The organism is Delftia sp. Cs1-4 (assembly GCF_000214395.1).
Taxonomy (GTDB): Bacteria; Pseudomonadota; Gammaproteobacteria; order Burkholderiales; family Burkholderiaceae_C; genus Comamonas; species Comamonas acidovorans.
In genome coordinates this window covers 6404233-6423234 of sequence record NC_015563.1, presented here as the reverse complement: position 1 = coordinate 6423234, position 19002 = coordinate 6404233, and the positions used below count along the sequence as shown (strand labels likewise).

Below are 19002 nucleotides of genomic sequence, written 5' to 3'. Positions count from 1 at the left end.
GCTCAGAGCGGCGAGCGCCGCGCAAAGCGCACCACGGTCACGCCCGCGCGCGCCTGGCGCACCGAGGGCATGACCAGCACGCAGTCGCCATAGGGCGTGATCACCGGCTCGCCATCGTTGTCGCCGATCACCGTGCCGGCCTTCTCGAAGCGCTCCAGCCCCGTGAACGGCGCCGTGAAGCGAAAGCCGCTGCTCTTGGCCACCACGGGCGCCGTGACTTCCAGCGCCCACTGGGCCGGTGCGTCGGCCTGCTTCCAGCCGGGCAGGGCGGCGTGCAGCGCGCTGTTGTCGAAGATGGCGGCCACTTCGAGGAAACGCAGACACTGGTCGTGCGCCACGTCGCGGCTGGCCAGATCGCCGTGGAAGCCGCATTCGATCAGCAGCGAGCGCGAGTCGCCGGCCTCGGCGTCGGGCAGGCCGAAGCGTCCGTAGTCGCGCAGCCGCGTGCCGTCCTTGTGGCCGGCATCCACGACGATGTTCGCCGGCGCGCCCATCTGGCGTGCCAGATCGCGGTTGCGCGGCTGCATGCCGGTCAGCAGCAGCGGGGCCGAGGGCTCGTGCATGGAATGCAGGTCCAGCAGCCAGTCGGCCTGCTGCACGAAGGGACGCAGCGCGGCGGCGCGGCGGCGTTCGCGGGTGCTGCCCTCGTCGATGCGTGCGTCTATCCACTGGCGGTTCATGTCCTCGTCCACGAAGCGCGAGGCATCGTGGCTGGCCGCGTCGAAGCGGTCGAAGGCATCGAGGTTGGCCAGCACCAGGGTCAGGCGGCCGTTGTCCAGCGCCAGGCCGTTGCTCAGGGCCTGAAGCAGCCCGGACACGGCCCAGGCGCCGCAGATCTCGTTGCCGTGCACCAGCGCGGAAATCATCACGTGGCGGCCCGGGCGTCCCGAGTCGAATTGCCACACGCCCTCGGTACCGGTATTGCCCGCGCGCCAGGCGCTCAGGTCGGGCAGGGGAAGATCAAATCGCAAAGTTTCCATGGCTGGCTCAGTTCTCGATGTGGGCAAACTGGACGATTTTTGTGTACTTGGCGATCTCGGCGTTGATGTGCTTGCCGGCATCCGTCTTGGGATCGGCCACCACCGAGCCTGCCTCTTCCATCTTCTTGCGGAACTCTGGCGAGGCCATGGTCTCGTCCAGCGCCTTCTTGACCTTGGCGGCCACGGGTGCGGGCAGGCCCTTGGGTGCCATCAGCGCGAACCAGACGTTGATGTCCACGTTCTTGTACTGGGGCAGCTCGGACAGGGCCGGGATGTCGGGCGTGATGGCCGAGCGCTTGGCCTCCGTCGTGCCCAGGGCGATGACCTTGCCCGCGCGGATCTGGGGCAGGCCCGAGGACAGCACGAACATGCCGAACTCGATGTTGTTGCCCACCAGGTCCGTGGTCAGGGGCGCCACGCCCCGGTAGGGGATGTGGGTCATGTGCAGCTTGCCCTGCTCCTTGATCATTTCACCGGCCAGGTGCAGTGCCGTGCCCACGCCCGAGCTGCCGTAGCTGAACTTGCCCGGGTTCTTGGCCACCAGGGCGCTGAACTCGGCGGCGGTCTTGACGCCGGCCTTCTGCGAGGCCACCAGCACCATGGGCTGGGAGCCGATCATGCCGATGGGCGTGAAGTCGCCGATGGAGTACTTGATGCTCTTGTTGATCAGCCGTGCGATGGCCAGCTCGTTGTTGGCGCCCACGAACAGCGTGTAGCCGTCGGGCGTGGCCTTGACGGCCTTTTGCGCGCCGATGGCGCCGCCGGCGCCTCCCAGGTTCTCCACCACCACGGGCTGGCCCAGGCGCGAGGCCAGGCCATCGGCCACGAAGCGGCCCACCAGGTCGGTGCTGCCGCCGGCGGGGTAGCCCACGATCATGGTGATGGCGCGGTTGGGGTAGCTGGCGGCGTCGTCGGCCAAGGCGCTGCCGGTGGCGGCGATCAGCAGGCCGCAGGCCAGGGCGGTGCGGCGCAGGAGGGAGTTGCTGGGCATGGGGTTATTCCTGAAATGTATGAGATTGATTGTGCGAAGGACTACCCAGGCATTTGGTGCTGATTCGGCACGAGGTGGAGCCATTGCAGCACCAAAACCCGCTTGTTCCACAGCGCGGTGCGGGTTTGCACCAGGAGGGCGCATGCATGCACCCGTCAGGCGCCCGTGATGTCGCTCCAGAACTGCTCGGCCGCGGGTCCCAGGTGGCGCTTGGGACGGTACAGGCGCACGTCGAAGTGCACTTCCAGGCCCGGGTCGCCGGCCACGGCCAGGCGGCCGGCCTGGCAGTCGCCGCGCACCATGGACCAAGGCATCCAGGCCAGGCCCAGGCCGCGCAGCACGTATTCGTAGTGGGCGTCGGCCGAGTCGCAGTCCACGCAGCGGCGCAGGCGCGGCGCCAGCGGATGCCGGGCCAGGTGGTCTTCCACCAGGCGGCCCAGGGCCATGCTGTGGGAGAAGGCCAGGTAGGGCACGGGAGCGACGGGCTGGTGGCTGGCCGACAGCTCGTACAGCGGGCGGCCCTGGGCATCGGCGCGGGCCACGGGCACCAGCCTGTCCTGCATCACCGTCAGGTAGCTGAACTGGCGACCGTCCAGGCGCACGCCAATGGCGGCGTGGTGGTAGACCAGCGTGAAGCTGACTTCGCCGCGCTGCAGCATGGCCACGGTCTCGTCCAGCGTGCGCGTGACCACGCGCAGCTCGGCCGTCTGCAGCACGCTGCCGTGGCGCGTCAGCCAGTCGGCCACGATGGTGCGCGCCAGCGTGCGCCCCGTGGCCAGGGTGATCACGCGGGCCTGGCGCCCGGCCACGGCCTGCAGTTCATCGTGCGACTGGGCCAGCGTGCGCACCAGTTGCTCGGCCGTGTCGCGGAAGGCTTCGCCGGCCGGCGTCAGCCGCACGGGGCCGCCGCCGGGCTCGACCAGGGGCGTGCCGGCCCAGGCCTCCAGCGCGCGGATGCGCCGCCCGAAGGCCGGATGGGTGACATGGCGCAGCTCGGCCGCGCGCGTGAAGCTGCGCTCCTGGGCCAGCAGCAGGAAGTCTTCCAGCCATTTGCCTTGCATGGCCGGGCTTCCCTGCCGTCTCAGGCGGCGGCTGCGTCTTGCAGCGTCTGGCGCGTGGCCTGGGCGGCGGTGCGCGCGGCGGCAGCGAAGTCGTCGCCCTGCGAGGCATAGAGCACCGCACGCGAGGAATTGATGATGATGGGGCCGCCGCCGATGCGCGCTGCCTTGACCGTGGCCACGGCATCGCCCCCCTGGGCGCCCACGCCGGGAATCAGCAGCGGCAGCGAGGGCGCGAATTCACGCACGCGCTCGATCTCCTGCGGGCGCGTGGCGCCCACCACCAGGCCGAGCTGGCCGTTGGTGTTCCAGGGGCCTTGCGCCAGGCGCGCCACATGCTCGAACAGGTGGGGCTGGCCCGGCAGATCGGCCAGGCGCTGCGCCTGCAGGTCGTCACCGCCGGGGTTGGAGGTGCGGCACAGCAGGAAGGCGCCCTTGCCCTCGTACTGCAGGTAGGGCGTGATGGAGTCGAAGCCCATGAAGGGCGACAGGGTCACGGCGTCGGCGCCGTAGCGCTCGAAGGCTTCCTTGGCGTATTGCTCGGCGGTGGAGCCGATGTCGCCGCGCTTGGCGTCCAGGATGATGGGCACATGGGGAGCGACGGCGCGCATGTGGGCCATGAGCTTTTCCAGCTGGTCTTCGGCGCGGTGGGCCGCGAAGTAGGCGATCTGGGGCTTGAAGGAGTTCACCAGGTCGGCCGTGGCGTCGACGATGGCGGCACAGAAGTCGTAGATTTTGCTTGCATCGCCGCGCATGGCCGCAGGAAAGCGGCTGGGTTCGGGGTCCAGGCCCACGCACAGCATGGATTGGTTCTGGGCGGTGGCATTGCGCAGCATGTCGAGAAAGGTCATGGGGCGCGATTTTAGCGATCGGCCCTTCCCGGGGCCTGTCGCCGGGCATCCAGCGGGCCTGGCGGCCCGCGGGCACAATCGGCGGCCTATGCCTGCCTTCACCGCCCGACAAATCCTTTTGCTGATCGCGCTGACCCTGATCTGGGGCATCAACTGGCCGGTGATGAAGCTGGGCGTGCAGCATTTCCCGCCGCTGAGTTTCCGCATGGCCTCGATGTGGGTGGGGCTGCCCATTCTGGCGGCCTTCGTGGTCTGGCGCCGCCTGCCGCTTGCCGTGCCGCGCGCCTATTGGCCCCGGCTGGCGCAGCTGACGCTGTTCAACATGGTGCTGTGGAACAGCCTGATCATCATTGCCATCCCCATGCTGTCCAGCGGGCGGGCGGCCATCCTGGGCTACACCATGCCCATCTTCTCGGTCGTGCTGGGCAGCCTGTTCTTCCATGACCGGCTGGCGCCGCGTGCCTGGGCGGGTGTGGCGGCGGCCTTGGCGGGCGTGCTCCTGCTGCTGTGGCACGAGGTCGGCGCCCTGGGCAGCCGCCCCATCGGCGTGGGCCTGATGCTGGCCGCCGCGCTGAGCTGGGCCTTCGGCACGCAGAAGCTGCGCCGCGCCGAGGTGCCCGTGCCCCTGCTGACGATGACGCTGTGGATGGTGGCGCTGACCGCGCTGACGCTCACGGTGCTGGCCTTCGTCTTCGAGCGCCACCTGTGGCACTGGCCCGACGCCCAGGCCACGGGCGCCATCGTCTTCAACGGCGTGCTGGTGCTGGGCTTTGGCCAGACGGTCTGGTTCTTCCTGGCGCGCAGCCTGCCGCCCGTGGCGTCCACGCTGAGCGTGATGATGATCCCCGTGCTGGGCGTGTTCAGCGGCGCCTGGTGGCTGGGCGAGGTGCTGCACTGGCAGGACTGGACGGCCGTGGCGCTGATGGTGGTGGCCATCGCCTCGGTGCTGTGGCCGGCGCGCGGCCGCTGAGGGCAAGCAGGGGAAGGTCAGGAGAAGAAGACGCAGCCTGACTGCGCACACGGGCGCAGTCAGGCCGCAGGGCCTCAGCGTTGCGCCGTGGCCGGGGCGCCCAGCAGGCGCTGGATGTCGATGTTGTTGGGCAGCGCGTAGTCGTGGCTGCGCACGATGCGGCTGTCGTCGGTGCGAACCAGCTTCAGGCTCACATAGGTGTACTTGGCAGCCGCCGAGTACGTGCCCACCAGGACCAGGGCCGCATTGTGGTTGCGGGCGATGTCCTTGATCTCGCGCGACAGCAGCAGCTCGCCCGTGCCTTCCTTGACGTACACATCGCCGCGCAGCTTCAGCTCCTTGACGTTGTAGCCCTTGGCGGACAGCTGGGAGGCGTACAGCTCGCTGAGCGTGCGGCCCAGGGGGGCCGAGCGCGTCAGGTCGTTGACGTTGACCACGGTGGCCACGAGCACGGGCGCCTCGCCCAGTTCCTCGGTGTTCAGGCCCTTGACCAGCTCGTCCACGGCAGCGCGGCTGCTGGCGATGAAGGGGTTGGCTGCGGCCGACTGGTAGGTGGGCTCGCCGCGGCGCGCGGCCGACGATTCGGGCGTGGTCGCGGGAGCGGGCACGGCGCAGGCGGACAGCAGGGCCGCCGCAGCCAGTGCGGCAGGCAGGAGGGGCGTGCGCAGTGTCATTGGCCCACCACCTTCAGGTTCTTGGCGGGGAATTCGGGGCGCTCGTCCTCGGCCGTGAACAGCACGGCGTCGCTCTTTTCGAGGTAGTAGACGTCGGTCTTGCGCGCCAGGTATTGGTTGTTGCGCACCACCGTCGTCGTCAGCACGAGTTCGGGGTTGGGCAGGCGCTTGCCGTGGCGCACGACCTGGGCGCCGTAGCTCACCTGCAGCTGGGCCTGGGCCGGCTGCTGCATGACGGTCACGCCGCTTTGCACGAGCTTGGTGATGATCAGCTCACGAAAACCCTTGTCGAACTGGCTGGGCTCGGCCGGCAGGGCCACGTGGACCGGCGTGGTGCGCTCGATGCCAGTCTTTTGCAGTGTTTCCAGCGTCTTGGCGACGACATCGTTGGCCACGGAGTCCCAGTGGCCGGCAGCGCCGATCTTGGGCTGGGCCGTGGCTTCGAAGTAGCTGGTCATCGGTGCATTGACGCAGCCCGCTAGGGCCAGGCAGAGGCCCGCCAGGGCCAGGCCGCCAGCGGATTTGAACGATCGCATGGATTTCTCCTCGGTGCGGAGCGCGCTGCGGCGGATTGCTGCAGCTGCGCAAAGTGTCGATTGTGGCTTCGCCGCGAGGCACTGACAAGAAAGTGCCCCGTATCCGGATGTTGCCGTGCTCAGCCGTTGGCGCGCTTTTGCAGGATCTCGAAGGCAGGCAGGGTCTTGCCTTCCAGCACCTCCAGGAAGGCGCCGCCGCCCGTGGAGATGTAGCCGACCTTGTCCTCGATGCCGTACTTGGCGATGGCGGCCAGGGTGTCGCCGCCACCGGCGATGCTGAAGGCGTCGGACTCGGCAATCGCCTGTGCCACGACCTTGGTGCCGTTGGCGAACTGGTCGAACTCGAACACGCCCATGGGGCCGTTCCAGACGATGGTGCCGGCCTTGCGCAGTTGCTCGGCCAGGCGGGCGGCGGTCTCGGGGCCGATGTCCAGGATCATGTCGTCGTCAGCCACTTCGGTGGCTTTCTTGACGGTGGCGGGCGCGTCGGCCGCAAAGGTCTTGGAGACCACCACGTCGGTGGGAATCGGCACCTCGGCGCCGCGTGCGGCCATGGCGTCGATCACGGCACGGGCCTCGCCGACCAGATCGGCCTCGGCCAGGCTCTTGCCGATGTTCAGGCCCGCGGCCAGCATGAAGGTGTTGGCAATGCCGCCGCCCACGATGAGCTGATCCACGTTCTTGGCCAGCGACTGCAGGATGGTCAGCTTGGTCGACACCTTGGAGCCGGCCACGATGGCGGCCAGCGGGCGGCGCGGGTTGGCCAGGGCCTTGGTGATGGCGTCGATCTCGGCCGACAGCAGGGGACCCGCGCAGGCAATGGGCGCGAACTGGGCGATGCCGTAGGTGGTTCCCTCGGCACGGTGTGCAGTGCCGAAGGCGTCGTGCACGAAGATGTCGCACAGCGCGGCCAGCTTGCGGGCCAGTTCTTCCTTGTTCTTCTTCTCGCCCACGTTCACGCGGCAGTTCTCCAGCAGCACGACCTGGCCGGGCGCCACCTGCACGCCGTCCACCCAGTCGGCGACCAGCGGCACTTCGCGGCCCAGCAGCTCGCCCAGGCGGCGGGCCACGGGCGCCAGCGAATCGGCGGGCTTGAACTCGCCTTCGGTGGGGCGGCCCAGGTGGCTGGTCACCATCACGGCGGCGCCGGCCTTCAGTGCCATCTCGATGGCGGGCACGGAGGCGCGCACGCGCGTGTCCTCGGTGATCTCGCCGGCATCGTTCAGGGGCACGTTGAGGTCGGCGCGGATGAAGACGCGCTGGCCCTGGGCCTTGCCCTGGGCGCACAGATCGGAGAAACGGAGAATGTTCATGACGGCGGCGTTGCGATCGGTGGCGATCGCCATGGAATTGAAACGAAAAAGAGGTAAAGCGCGGCCATTGTAGGCGGCGTGCCCGCCCCGGCAGCGGGCGTGCGCACCGGCGATCCGGGGCATCGGGAGCGCCTGTAATCCGGTTTCAGCCGGGGAGCCGGGCGCTCTCGCCCGCGCTGCGCCTACCAGCCCAGGCCGATATGCAGTGGCAGATAGACCGCCATGCCGAGCGCGATCGTTCCCATGATGCTGCGCTTGTAAAAAAAATACATGACCGCGCAAGCCAGGGCCGGCAGGCGCGCATCGACCACGGTGGAGATCAGCCGGCCGTTGGTCATCACGATCTCGGGCGCAATCACGGCCGCCAGGGCCGCCAGCGGCGCGTACTTGAGGCCGCGCTTGAGCCATTGCGGCAGGGGCACCTCGCGCTCTGGAATCAGGAAGAAGGCGCGTGTGAACAGCGTGATGGCCGCCAGGCCCACGCAGGCCAGCCAGGGCCACAGCCAGGACAGATCCATCAGAGCGTTTCCTTTTCCTTGATTTCCACGGGTCGGACGTCTTCGTCCAGCGGCAGCCGGGCATGGCGCTCGCCATGGGCTGTATCGGGCGGGAGAATCACCGGGCCCGACTCCCCTTTTTCAGGCGCCTGCAGGGCGCGCAGGCGCTGCTGCAGCGTTTCCGCCAGCAGGCCTGCGGCCACGGCTGCCGCAATGGCCACGAGGATATTGAGCTTGAGCGGCAGCGCAAAGGCCGCCACGGCCGCGCTGGCCGCAACCACGCCTGCCACCCAGGTGGCACGGTCGTTGAGCATGGACAGCAGCACGCCCATCAGGGCCAGCACGCCCGCAAAGCCCAGGCCCCAGGACAGGGGTACCTGGTCGGCCAGCAGGATGCCCAGCGTGGACGGGATCTGCCAGGCCAGCCAGTTGGTCGAGGCGGCACCCCAGAAATAGGGCAGTTGCTCGGGCTGGGGCCGGGCATCGGGGTAGCGCTTCATGAAGCCCACGAAGATCACGTCGCCGCTGAAATAGGCGATGGCCAGGCGGTGGCGCAGGCGCAGGTGGGCAAAGTAGCTGCGCCACATGCTGCTGAGGATGACGAAGCGCAGGTTCACGCAGATGGCCGTGAACCAGACCACCCACATGGGCGCGCCCACGGCCATCAGCGGCAGCACGGCCAGCTGGGCACTGCCGGCATAGACCAGCAGGCCCATGAACAGCGCCAGGGGCAGGGACATGCCGCTCTTGATCATGGCCACGCCCGTGACCAGGCCCCAGGCGCCTATGCCCAGCGCCGTGCCCGACATGTCGCGCACGCCGGTCATGAAGGCGGGATCGCGCGCAATGCCGCGTGCGCGTTCCACCAGGGGCTGCAGGTTCATGGCGTGCCGCCGCTGGCAGCACCGTCCAGGATGGCTCCTTCAGGCAGATCGAAACCGCGCAGGAAATCGCCCGCCGCCAGCCGCTTGCCGCCCGCGCGCTGCAGCAGCGTCATGCACAGCACGCCATGGCCGCAGGCCACGCGCACGCCGTCGGCGCCTGCGGACAGCACGGTGCCGGGCGCTGCCGCCGCCACGGCGACGGCGGGGTCGGCGGGGTCTGCGTGAGCCTCCCAGACCTTGATGGCTTCATCGCCGTACTGCGTGGCGCCGCCCGGGAAGGGGTTGAAGGCGCGCAGGCGCCGGGCAATGGCCTCGGCATCCTGGCGCCAGTCGATCTGGCTTTCGGCCTTTTCGATCTTGTGCGCGTAGTTCACGCCCTCGGCGGGCTGGGGCGTGCGCGGCAGGCCGCCGCAGGCGCTCATCTCCAGCGCCTCGACGATGAGGCGCCCGCCCAGGTCGGCCAGCTTGTCGTGCAGGCTGGCCGTGGTGTCGTCGGCGGTGATGGGCAGGCGCTCGATGAGGCACATGTCGCCCGTGTCCAGGCCCGCGTCCATCTGCATGATGGTGACGCCGGTCTCGGCATCGCCGGCCTCGATGGCACGGTGGATGGGGGCGGCGCCGCGCCAGCGCGGCAGCAGGCTGGCGTGGATGTTCAGGCAGCCGCGCGGGGGCGTATCGAGCACCCACTGCGGCAGGATCAGCCCGTAGGCGGCCACGACCATGACATCGGCCTGGGCCGCTTCGATGGCGGCGCGGGCGGCGGCGGCCTCTTCGGGGTATTTGCCGTCCAGGCGCAGGCTGCGCGGCTGGGCCACGGCAATGCCATGCTCCAGCGCGCACTGCTTGACGGGCGAGGCCTGCAGCTTCATGCCGCGCCCGGCGGGACGGTCGGGCTGGGTCAGCACCAGGGGGACGGTAAAGCCCGCGGCGAGCAGGCGTTCAAGGGCAACGCGCGCGAACTCGGGCGTGCCGGCAAAAATGACTCTCATGCAATCCAGTAGGGACAGTGGGACGGTGTGCAGGCTCAGCGACGGTCGTCGTCGTTGAACACTTCGTCGGTGAACATCACGCGGCGCACCACGCCGGCGGGGTCGATATGCACATGGGCCTGGCGGCGAATGCCATTTTCCAGAATACGGTAGGTCCAGATGTCGCCGTTGAAACTGTAGACCCTCTCGATCAGCGCAGGCGGGCCGAAGAGCTGACGCACGCTTTCGCGGGTGTCCTCGCCGTTGCGCAGGGCGTGGAAGCGTTCGATGGTGAGCGCCTGCTCCACGCGCACCAGGCGCTGGCTGGCGTCGAAATCCATGTGGTAGACCTGCTGGCCCGCAGGCTGCCGGCTGTAGACCAGGCGCGTGCCGCCGCCGTCCAGCGGCAGGCTCAGGGTCGGGCGGCCCATGGAGCGCTCGATCTCGGAGCGCGGCGTGCCGGGCTTTTGCCACTCGGGCACGGCGCAGCCGGCAAGCAGCAGGGACAAGGCCAGGGCAAGCAGCGCCCAGGCAACGAGGCCCGCGCCGTCCATCTTCCAGCGCGGCATGAAGCGAAGCGCTGGCAGGTAGGTCATGCGCGTTCTGCCTGTTTCTGCTGCTTGAGCAGCTTGGTCTTGATGCGGTTGCGCTTGAGCGGCGACAGGTACTCGACGAAGACCTTGCCCATCAGGTGGTCCATCTCGTGCTGGATGCAGATGGCCTTGAAGCCTTCGGCCTCGATGATGCGTTCGTTGCCGTTCTCGTCCAGCGCCTTGACCTTGATGGCGGTGGAGCGCTCGACGCCGTCGTAGATGCCGGGCACCGACAGGCAGCCTTCTTCGCCCAGCTGCGTTTCCTCGCTGGCCCAGAGCAGCTCCGGGTTGATCAGCGCAAAGGGCTCGTCACGGCCTTCGGAGACATCGACCACGACCACGCGCTCGTGCACGTTCACCTGGGTGGCTGCCAGGCCCACGCCCTGGGCGTCATACATGGTGGCGTACATATCCTGGACCAGCTGGCGAATGCGGTCATCGACCTTGGCAACCGGCTTGGCAACGGTGTGCAGGCGGGGGTCGGGATAGCAAAGAATGGGCAGAATGGACATGGCGTGGTCGGTGAATGTCGTTATTTTCGCCACTTTTCTGCCTGGGCGCAGCGGGACGACGCAATAAGCGTTGCCCTCTCATGGCCTTGCACGCAGAATCTTTGCTGATTTGTAAGACCTGTATGGCCGTTCATGACAAGATCGGCCGTGCCGCAGTGCCTAGGAGGGACGCTGCGTCAGCCACAAGAAGAGGAATTCCATGACTGCATTCGCCACAGCTCGTACCTGGACTGTCGCAACGGCCCTGATCGCTGCGTTCGCAGCGGCCCATGCGCAGCAGCTTCCGGTGACGGCATCGCAGCGCTCGGCCGCCCAGCAGGTGGCCCAGCAGGGCGTTCCCGTGGGCGAGCTGGCGCCCGATGCGCCCGACAGCTACACCGTCAAGCGCGGCGACACGCTGTGGGGCATCTCCGGCATGTACCTGCGCCGTCCCTGGCGCTGGCCCGAGCTGTGGGGCATGAACATGCAGGCCATCGCCAATCCCCACCTCATCTATCCGGGCCAGGTGCTGTACCTGGACAAGCGTGATGGCTATGCCCGCCTGAGCACGGCGCGGCCCATGGGCGACGGCGGCGGCGAGCCCGGTGTGGTGCGCGTGTCTCCGAGCACGCGCAGCGAGTCGCTGGCGCAGGCGGCCCTGCCCACGCTGCAGCCCCATCTGATCGAGCCCTTCCTGGCCGAGCCGCTGGTGGTGGATGCCGAAACGCTGCTGCGCGCACCCCGCCTCATCGCCACCACGGACGAGCGCGTGCTCATGGCCAGCGGTGACCGCGCCTATGCGCGTGGCACCGCCGAGGCGCCGCTGCGCAAGGGCGACGGCCTGCCGCGCCAGTACCGTGTCTTCCGCGATGCGGTGGCGCTCAAGGACCCCATCTCCGGCGAGGTGCTGGGCTACGAGGCCAAGTACCTGGGCCTGGCCGATCTCATCGAGGGCGAGACCTCGCTGGAGATCGTGGACAGCAAGGGCGAAAAGCACGAGCAGGCCTCTCCCGCCACGGTGGACCTGTCGCGCGCCAAGACCGAGATGCGTGCTGGCGACCGCCTGCTGCCCGCACCGGAACGAACCTACATGAACTATGCGCCGCATGCGCCGCAGGCTGCCGTGAAGGCCCATGTGGTGTCCCTGTACGGCGACCAGGCCGTGCGCTGGGCGGCCAACAACCAGGTCATTGCCATCAACAAGGGCACGCAGGACGGCATGGACGTGGGCACGGTGCTGGAGCTGATCCGCCGTGGCGTGCGCATCGTGGACAAGACGGGCGACAAGAAGGAAGAAGTGCAGCTGCCCGACGAACGCAATGGTTACGCCATGGTGTTCCGCACCTTCGATCGCGTCTCCTACGCGCTGATCCTGGAGGCACGGCGCGGCGTCGAGGTGGGCGACAGCCTGACCTCGCCGGCTCCCTGACCCCCAGCGGCCTGCCGGCAACGCCATGGCGGCCGCCTTGCAGTCCACCGACCGGCTCGCTCCCGAGGAGCTGTCCGCCTGGCTTCGGCTGCTGCTGACGCCCGGCGTGGGCCGCACCACGGCGCGGCGCCTGCTGGCGGCCTGCGGTGGCGCGCAGAACATCTGGAGCGGCCCTCCAGCCGCCTGGCAAGGCCTGGTGACGGCGGCACAGGCCCATTCGCTGCAGACCGTGCCCCAGCGCCTGGAGCAGCTTGTGGCGGCCACGGCGCAATGGCTGGACCAGCCCGCTTCCGGGCAGTTGCATGCCGTGCTTGCGCTGGGCCATCCCCAGTATCCGCAGGCGCTGCTGCAGACCGAAGATCCGCCGCTGCTGCTGCATGTGCAGGGCAGCGAGCGCTGCATGGCAGGTTCTGGTCCCTGGTTCCCCTATCCACAGTCCCTGGCCATGGTCGGCAGCCGCGGGCCGACGGTCCAGGGCGCGGCCAATGCGCGCGCCATGGCGCAGGCGCTGGCCGAGGCCGGCCTGTGCATCGTCTCCGGACTGGCGCAGGGCGTGGATGGCGCTGCCCATGAGGGCGCACTGCGAGCGGTGCTGCGCACGGGCGCCCAGGCGGCACCCGTCACCATTGCCGTCGTGGGCACGGGCCTGGACCAGGTCTATCCACGGCGCCACATCGGCCTGGCCCGCGAAGTGGCCAGCCATGGGCTGATCGTCAGCGAATATCCGCTGGGCACCGGCCCCATGGCCGCGCACTTTCCGCAGCGCAACCGCATCATTGCGGGCCTGTCGCAGGGCACGCTGGTGGTCGAGGCGGCCCTGCAATCGGGCTCGCTGATCACGGCCAGGCTGGCCAGCGAACAGGGCCGCGAGGTCTTTGCCATCCCTGGCTCCATCCACGCGCCCCAGTCGCGCGGCTGCCATGCGCTGCTGCGCCAGGGCGCCAAGCTCGTGGAAACGGCGCAGGACGTGCTCGATGAGCTGCAGGGAACGGTCGTGCGCCTGCCGCTTTCCAAGCCCGTACCGGCAGCAGCGGCGGCAGCGGCAGCTGTTCAGTCCGCACAGGACCATGAGAACGACGCCACCCTGCGCGCCCTGGCCCACGACCCGTTGTCGCTGGACGAGCTCATGGACCGCACAGGCATGGACGCCGCAGCCCTGCAGGCCCACCTGCTGGAGCTGGAACTGGAAGGCCGCGTGGAGCGCCTGCCCGGCGGCCTGTTCCAGCGCCTGGCCCAGGCCTGATCTCAAAAACTGGCGCGTCCCCAAGCGGGAGATGCCGAGCAAGAGCCGCCTCGCGGTGGGGGCGCCTAGCCGATGGCATCGTCCCCCTACCCCGCGAAGCGGGTAGAGAGGCGCCGTGCCACGGGGGGAAGGCGCGTAGCGCCTCAGGGGGAGCTTAGCCTTTCAGGGTTCGCCTGAATCTTCTCCAGCGCATCGCGCGTCGCGCGCACCGTGAGCGCCTCTTCGTCATGCACGGACAGCAGGCCGGACTGCAGGTAGGAGGCCATGCGCCGCAGCTGCAGCAGGTGGCAGGTGCCATCGAGCGCGGCGAACAGGTGCAGCTGCTTGCGGCGGCTGCGCCAGGTGTATTGCACCTGGATGCGCGCGCCGTTGTGGTCCAGCGTGAACCAGCGGCCCGGCTCCAGCGAGGTGGCCCACTCCAGCATCACCGGGTCCACGGCGGTGTTGGTGCTCGGGATGACGTTGAGCCCGGCCGTGTCCACGCCCAGGATCATCTCGATGTTCTCGGGCGACAGCGGCATGTCCTCGTCGAGCATGCCGTCTTCGCTGATGTACTGCTCCAGATGGGACAGCCGCTGGGCCATGGCCTCGATGCGGGCCGGTGCGATGGTCGCTGTCTTGGAGACGAAGGCTTCGGCCAGCGTGTCGGTGACCAGCTTGATGCGTGCGGACTGCCCCTCGCCCGTGACGCCGATCAGGGCCAGCCCTTCGCGCAACGTCTGCAGCAGCGTCGGCAACGTCTGGATCACGCGCGAGCGTTCCTGGCGCGTGGGCTTGGCGCTGGCGGCCCAGACCAGTTCGCTGGCGGCCTGCTTGAAGCGCATGGTGCGCGCGTCCTTGGCGCCGTGGCGCACGGCGGCCAGGGCCAGCACCTCGGTCCAGGTCTTGAACAGGAACTCGCGGATCTCTTCGCGCACCGGCATGTCGGTGAGCAGGTGGCGCAGCTCGATCGTGTACTGGATGGCCAGGGTTTCCTTTTGCTCCACCTGCTGGGCCACGCTCACGATCTTGGCCTTGTCCTGCGACTGGGTCAGGTAGCGTGCCAGGAAGTCCTCGAACTCGCGCAGCACCAGCACGAAGACCTTCTGGCCGGTCTCCGGGTACTGCTCGATGACCTGGACGATGCGCCGGATCTCCGACTCCAGCGCGCTGCCGCTGATGCTGGAGGCGTCGAACCCCATCACGCACGAACCCAGGCGGTCGATCAGCAGCCGGGCCGGGTGGCGCAGGTTGCTGAAGAATTCCGGCTCGGCCAGGGCCACGCGCAGCACGGGCACCTGCAGCCGGGCAAACCAGACGCGCACCGAGGGCGGGATGCGGTCCTCGGTCAGGATGGCCTGGAACATCAGGGCCACGATCTCGATGGTGGCCTTTTCACCCGAGGTGGTGGCCTTGCGCTTGAGCTCGGCCGAGCGCTCGCGCACCTGGCCCACCAATTGGCCGATGGCGGCCGGGCTGGCATCGATTTGCAGCGTGGTCAGTCCCCGGGCCAGCATCTGCTGGTACTGCGTCTGGGCCACGACGCGCTGCTCCAGCAGGGCCTGGGTCAGCGCGGCCGATGCGGGGGCCTGCTGCAGGCCACCGCCCACGCCGCCCACGCCGGGCACCAGGCCCGGCACGCCCACGCCAGGCTGCATGAGCAGGCGGCGCAGTTGGCCCACGACTTCATGGGCGCGGTGGCGTGCGCGCGAAAGTGTTGTCAGGCCCACGGGCATCTGGCCCTGGGGCAGTGCTCCGTTGGGCGGATAGGAGGCGGCAGCGCCCGGCACGCCGCCCATCTGCGTGGGCGCATAGGCCGAGGAAGGCTGCGAGGTCGAGACAGGCGCCGTGGCCGGGCCCAGGCCCATGGCGCGCGTGGAGTGGCCGCCCTCGGTGCGCCGCACCCGCATGGCCACGTCCTGCGAACGGGTGACGCCCTGGCCGTCCAGCAGCTGGTGGGCCGCCTGGTATCCGGCCACCAGCAGCGGTGCCAGGGCTGTCTGCAGCAGATCGTTCACGCGCTGCAGATCGCCGCGCTGCAGGCCGCTGGCGAGCCATTGCTCGACCAGATGGCGGCACACGGACTCGCTGCGCAGAATGTCGTCGGATGGCAGTTCCTGGTTTTCGATGGCCTGCATGCGCAGGCGCAGCGTATCGAAGACGGGTGCCGTGGTTTCCCCCATGGCCAGCGCCATGCGGGAGGCCAGGATCTTGTTCTCCACCACATCGTCGCTGAGCAGTTCGAACTGCAGCGCCCCGCGCTGTGGCACGGAGGCCGGTGTGGCCCTGCCCGGCTGCAGTGCGCCCTGCAGCGCCTGCATGCAGGCATTCAGCCAGGCCGCCTGATGCTGGCGGTAGCTGGACCAGGCCTCGCGACGCTCCTGCATTTCACGTGCGGTGCCCACAGCCTGGGCCTGTTGTTCCATCTGGGCCAGCAGCTGCTGGGCCACGCCGGGCAGGCCCTTGCACAGTCCACGCACCCAATGCAAACGCGCCTGCTGGCCCAGTGAAGACTGGGTGCCAGCAGGCGCGTTGGAAGGGGTGGGCAGGGAGGGCATGCCCGCGAGTGTAAGCCGGTCTGGAGCTAGAACATTCGCTTACACAGTGGCGCCGGCGTTGGGATCGTTGGGGTCCGTGGAAGCCTTGGGCGCCTTGATCAGATCCTCGCGCTTGACGCCCAGCCACATGGCGATGGCGGCGGCCACGAAGACCGAGGAATAGATGCCGAAAAGGATGCCGATGGTCAGCGCCAGCGCGAAGTAATGCAGGCTGGGACCGCCGAAGAAGAACATGGACAGCACCATGGCCTCGGTGGAGGCGTGGGTGATGATGGTGCGGCTCATCGTGCTGGTGATGGCGTGGTCGATCACCTCGGTGGTGCTGAGCTTGCGGAACTTGCGGAAGGCTTCGCGGATACGGTCAAAGATCACGACCGACTCGTTGACCGAGTAGCCCAGCACGGCCAGCACGCCGGCCAGCACGGACAGCGAGAACTCCCACTGGAAGAACGCGAAGAAGCCCAGGATGATGACCACGTCGTGCAGGTTGGCGATCACGGCGGCCACGCCGAACTTCCATTCGAAGCGCATGGCCAGGTAGATCACGATGCCCAGCACCACGAAGCCCAGTGCCATCAGGCCGTTGTGCATGAGCTCGTCACCCACCTGCGGGCCCACGAACTCGGTGCGGCGCAGCGTGACTTCGGCGTCTTCCTTCTTGAGCGCCGTGAGCACCTGCTCGCTTTGCTGCGCGGAGGACACGTCCTTTTGCACGGGCAGGCGGATCATCACGTCGCGCGACGTGCCGAAGTTCTGCACCGTGACGTCGCTGTAGCCCAGCTTGGAGACGGTATCGCGCACCTTGGCGATGTCGGCGGTCTGGGTATAGGCCACCTCCATCACGGTGCCGCCCGTGAACTCCACGGACAGGTGCAGGCCGCGCGTGAGCAGGAAGAACACGGCCAGCGCGAAGGTGATGAAGGAGATCGCGTTGAGGACCAACGCGTACTTCATGAAGGGGATGTCTTTGCGGATGCGGAAGAACTCCATGGTCTTCCCCCTTTCAGTTGTTGGCGCCGGAATCGGCGACGCTGGAACCCTTGGCAGCCACGGAGCGCAGCTGGCTGGTGTCTTCCGGCTTCCAGACCTGGCCGATGGAGATGCTCTTGAGCTTCTTGCGGCGGCCGTACCAGAGGTTGACCAGGCCGCGCGAGAAGAACACGGCCGAGAACATGCTGGTCAGGATGCCGATGCAGTGCACCACGGCGAAGCCGCGCACCGGGCCGGAGCCGAAGGCCAGCAGCGCCAGGCCCGCGATCAGCGTGGTCACGTTCGAGTCCAGGATGGTGTGCCATGCGTTCTCGTAGCCCGCATGGATGGCGGCCTGCGGCGAGACGCCGCCGCGCAGTTCTTCGCGGATGCGCTCGTTGATCAGCACGTTGGAGTCGATGGCCACGCCCAGCGCCAGCGCCATGGCGGCGATGCCGGGCAGGGTCAGCGTGGCCTGCAGCATGGACAGGATGGCCAGCAGCAGCAGCACGTTGACCGACAGGGCCACCGTGGAGATCACGCCGAACAGCATGTAGTACACGCACATGAAGGCCGCGATGGCCACCAGGCCCCAGACCACGGAGTGGATGCCGCGGTTGATGTTGTCGGCGCCCAGGCTGGGGCCGATGGTGTATTCCTCGATGATCTCCATGGGCGCGGCCAGCGAGCCGGCACGCAGCAGCAGGGCCGTGTCGTTGGCTTCCGCCGTGGTCATGCGGCCCGAGATCTGCACGCGTCCGCCACCGATCTCGGTACGGATCACGGGAGCCGTCACGACCTCGCCCTTGCCCTTTTCGAACAGGATGATGGCCATGCGCTTGCCCACGTTCTCACGCGTGATGTCCTTGAAGATGCGCGCGCCCTTGGCATCGAGCACCAGGTTGACCGTGGGTTCCTGGGTCTGGCTGTCGAAGCCGGGCTGTGCGTCGGTGAGGTTCTCGCCGGTCAGCACGACCTGCTTTTGCACGATCACGGCCTGGGCGTTGCGGTCCAGGTAGCGCTCGGAGCCGAAGGGCACGGGGCCCGAGCCCAGCTCGGCGCCGCGCGCCTCGGAGGATTCGTCGACCAGGCGCACTTCCAGCGTGGCCGTGCGGCCCAGGATGTCCTTGGCCTTGGCCGTGTCCTGCACGCCGGGCAGCTGGACGATGATGCGGTCCAGACCCTGCTGCTGGATCACGGGCTCGGCCACGCCCAGCTCGTTGATACGGTTGTGCAGGGTGACGATGTTCTGCTTGAGCGCCTGCTCCTGCACCTTGCGCAGGGCTTCGGGCTTGATGGAGGCCAGCAGCTTGAAGCCGGCGCCATCAGGCTCGGAGGTGGCCGCCAGATCGGGGAACTGGTCGGTGACCAGATTGCGTGCGGCCGTGAGCATGGCCTCGTCGCGCACGCGGATCTCGACGGTGTTGCCGTTGCGCGAGACGCCGCCGTGGCGGATGTTCTTGTCGCGCAGCGAGGTGCGCAGGTCGCCGGCAAAGGAGTCGGCCTTCTTGGTCAGGGCCGCAGCCATGTCCACCTGCAGCATGAAGTGCACGCCACCGCGCAGGTCCAGGCCCAGGTACATGGGCTTGGCGCCGACGGCCGTGAGCCATTGCGGCGAGCGCGACACCAGGTTCAGCGCCACGATGTAGGCCGGATCGTTGGCATCGGGGATCAGGGCCTTCTGGATCACGTCCTTGGCCTTGAGCTGCTCGTCGGGCGTGTTGAAGCGCGCCCGCACCGAGGTGCCCTCGATGGTCAGCACATCGGGCTTGACATCGGCAGCCTTCAAGGCCTCTTCGACCCTGTGCAGCACCGCGTTGTCCACCTTGACGGTGGCCTTGGCCGAGGAGACCTGCACCGCAGGCGCCTCACCGAAAAAATTGGGCAGGGTGTAGAGCACCCCCACCAGCAGCGCGATCACGATGATCGCGTACTTCCAGACCGGATATCGGTTCATGATCGCGCTCTTCGCTCTTTGTAGACAGCAACGCACAAAAGGGTGTGCTGCCGCCTGCGCG

The 19002-nt window shown here is 68.3% G+C and carries 18 protein-coding genes; 3 read left to right on the top strand and 15 right to left on the bottom strand.

Features of this window, described 5'->3' with window-relative positions; all coding sequences use genetic code 11:
• Positions 1-2: 2 nt before the first annotated feature.
• The 4 genes from DELCS14_RS28225 to pyrF form a co-directional block, all read right to left on the bottom strand.
• The gene (locus DELCS14_RS28225) at positions 3-980 is read right to left on the bottom strand and encodes a succinylglutamate desuccinylase/aspartoacylase family protein (RefSeq protein ID WP_013804618.1); all 978 of its coding nucleotides are present in this window, start codon (positions 978-980) and stop codon (positions 3-5) included.
• 7 nt (positions 981-987) lie between these two features.
• Positions 988-1971: a tripartite tricarboxylate transporter substrate binding protein gene (locus tag DELCS14_RS28220; RefSeq protein WP_013804617.1), complete on the bottom strand. Its 984-nt coding sequence runs from the start codon at positions 1969-1971 to the stop codon at positions 988-990.
• 155 nt (positions 1972-2126) lie between these two features.
• Complete coding sequence (locus DELCS14_RS28215; RefSeq protein WP_012202755.1) at positions 2127-3032, bottom strand: LysR substrate-binding domain-containing protein; 906 nt, start codon at positions 3030-3032, stop codon at positions 2127-2129.
• Positions 3033-3052: 20 nt separating this feature from the next.
• Complete coding sequence (pyrF, locus tag DELCS14_RS28210) at positions 3053-3880, bottom strand: orotidine-5'-phosphate decarboxylase (RefSeq protein ID WP_012202756.1); 828 nt, start codon at positions 3878-3880, stop codon at positions 3053-3055.
• 88 nt (positions 3881-3968) lie between these two features.
• Between pyrF and DELCS14_RS28205 the strand changes: the two genes are divergently transcribed.
• A complete protein-coding gene (locus tag DELCS14_RS28205; protein WP_013804616.1) occupies positions 3969-4850 on the top strand; it encodes a DMT family transporter in 882 nt (293 codons plus the stop codon).
• A gap of 74 nt (positions 4851-4924) precedes the next feature.
• On the opposite strand, the gene DELCS14_RS28200 is transcribed toward DELCS14_RS28205, so the two are convergent.
• The 8 genes from DELCS14_RS28200 to def form a co-directional block, all read right to left on the bottom strand.
• Entirely contained in the window at positions 4925-5524 is a 600-nt protein-coding gene (locus DELCS14_RS28200) for a FlgO family outer membrane protein (RefSeq protein WP_012202758.1), read from the bottom strand.
• Positions 5521-6060 carry a hypothetical protein gene (locus DELCS14_RS28195; RefSeq protein WP_012202759.1) on the bottom strand — a complete coding sequence of 180 codons (540 nt, stop codon included), beginning with the start codon at positions 6058-6060 and terminating at the stop codon, positions 5521-5523. The genes DELCS14_RS28200 and DELCS14_RS28195 overlap by 4 nt, the downstream gene beginning before the upstream one ends.
• Before the next feature lie 119 nt (positions 6061-6179).
• A complete protein-coding gene (locus DELCS14_RS28190; protein ID WP_043783159.1) occupies positions 6180-7373 on the bottom strand; it encodes a phosphoglycerate kinase in 1194 nt (397 codons plus the stop codon).
• A gap of 182 nt (positions 7374-7555) precedes the next feature.
• Entirely contained in the window at positions 7556-7891 is a 336-nt protein-coding gene (locus DELCS14_RS28185) for an AzlD domain-containing protein (RefSeq protein WP_012202761.1), read from the bottom strand.
• Complete coding sequence (locus DELCS14_RS28180; RefSeq protein WP_013804614.1) at positions 7891-8754, bottom strand: AzlC family ABC transporter permease; 864 nt, start codon at positions 8752-8754, stop codon at positions 7891-7893. Before DELCS14_RS28180 ends, DELCS14_RS28185 begins: the two co-directional genes overlap by 1 nt.
• Entirely contained in the window at positions 8751-9743 is a 993-nt protein-coding gene (gene fmt / locus DELCS14_RS28175) for a methionyl-tRNA formyltransferase (protein ID WP_013804613.1), read from the bottom strand. Before fmt ends, DELCS14_RS28180 begins: the two co-directional genes overlap by 4 nt.
• A gap of 35 nt (positions 9744-9778) precedes the next feature.
• The gene (locus tag DELCS14_RS28170; RefSeq protein WP_013804612.1) at positions 9779-10318 is read right to left on the bottom strand and encodes a membrane protein; all 540 of its coding nucleotides are present in this window, start codon (positions 10316-10318) and stop codon (positions 9779-9781) included.
• A complete protein-coding gene (gene def, locus DELCS14_RS28165; protein WP_012202765.1) occupies positions 10315-10827 on the bottom strand; it encodes a peptide deformylase in 513 nt (170 codons plus the stop codon). Before def ends, DELCS14_RS28170 begins: the two co-directional genes overlap by 4 nt.
• Positions 10828-11026: 199 nt before the next feature.
• On the opposite strand from def, the gene DELCS14_RS28160 reads away from it, so the two are divergent.
• Both DELCS14_RS28160 and dprA read left to right on the top strand, forming a co-directional pair.
• Positions 11027-12235, top strand: a complete 1209-nt coding sequence (locus DELCS14_RS28160; protein WP_013804611.1) for a LysM domain-containing protein — start codon at positions 11027-11029, stop codon at positions 12233-12235.
• A 25-nt stretch (positions 12236-12260) separates the two neighbouring features.
• Entirely contained in the window at positions 12261-13478 is a 1218-nt protein-coding gene (dprA, locus tag DELCS14_RS28155) for a DNA-processing protein DprA (protein WP_013804610.1), read from the top strand.
• A gap of 143 nt (positions 13479-13621) precedes the next feature.
• Here the strand turns inward: dprA and DELCS14_RS28150 are convergent, their stop codons facing one another.
• From DELCS14_RS28150 to secD, 3 genes are read right to left on the bottom strand one after another with little or no spacing between them, the layout of a single operon-like run.
• Complete coding sequence (locus DELCS14_RS28150; RefSeq protein ID WP_013804609.1) at positions 13622-16015, bottom strand: DUF1631 family protein; 2394 nt, start codon at positions 16013-16015, stop codon at positions 13622-13624.
• A gap of 39 nt (positions 16016-16054) precedes the next feature.
• On the bottom strand, positions 16055-17005 hold the full coding sequence (secF, locus tag DELCS14_RS28145; RefSeq protein ID WP_012202769.1) for a protein translocase subunit SecF: 951 nt from the start codon (positions 17003-17005) through the stop codon (positions 16055-16057).
• Between the two features lie 13 nt (positions 17006-17018).
• The gene (gene secD, locus DELCS14_RS28140; RefSeq protein WP_013804608.1) at positions 17019-18941 is read right to left on the bottom strand and encodes a protein translocase subunit SecD; all 1923 of its coding nucleotides are present in this window, start codon (positions 18939-18941) and stop codon (positions 17019-17021) included.
• Between the last annotated feature and the right edge of the window lie 61 nt (positions 18942-19002).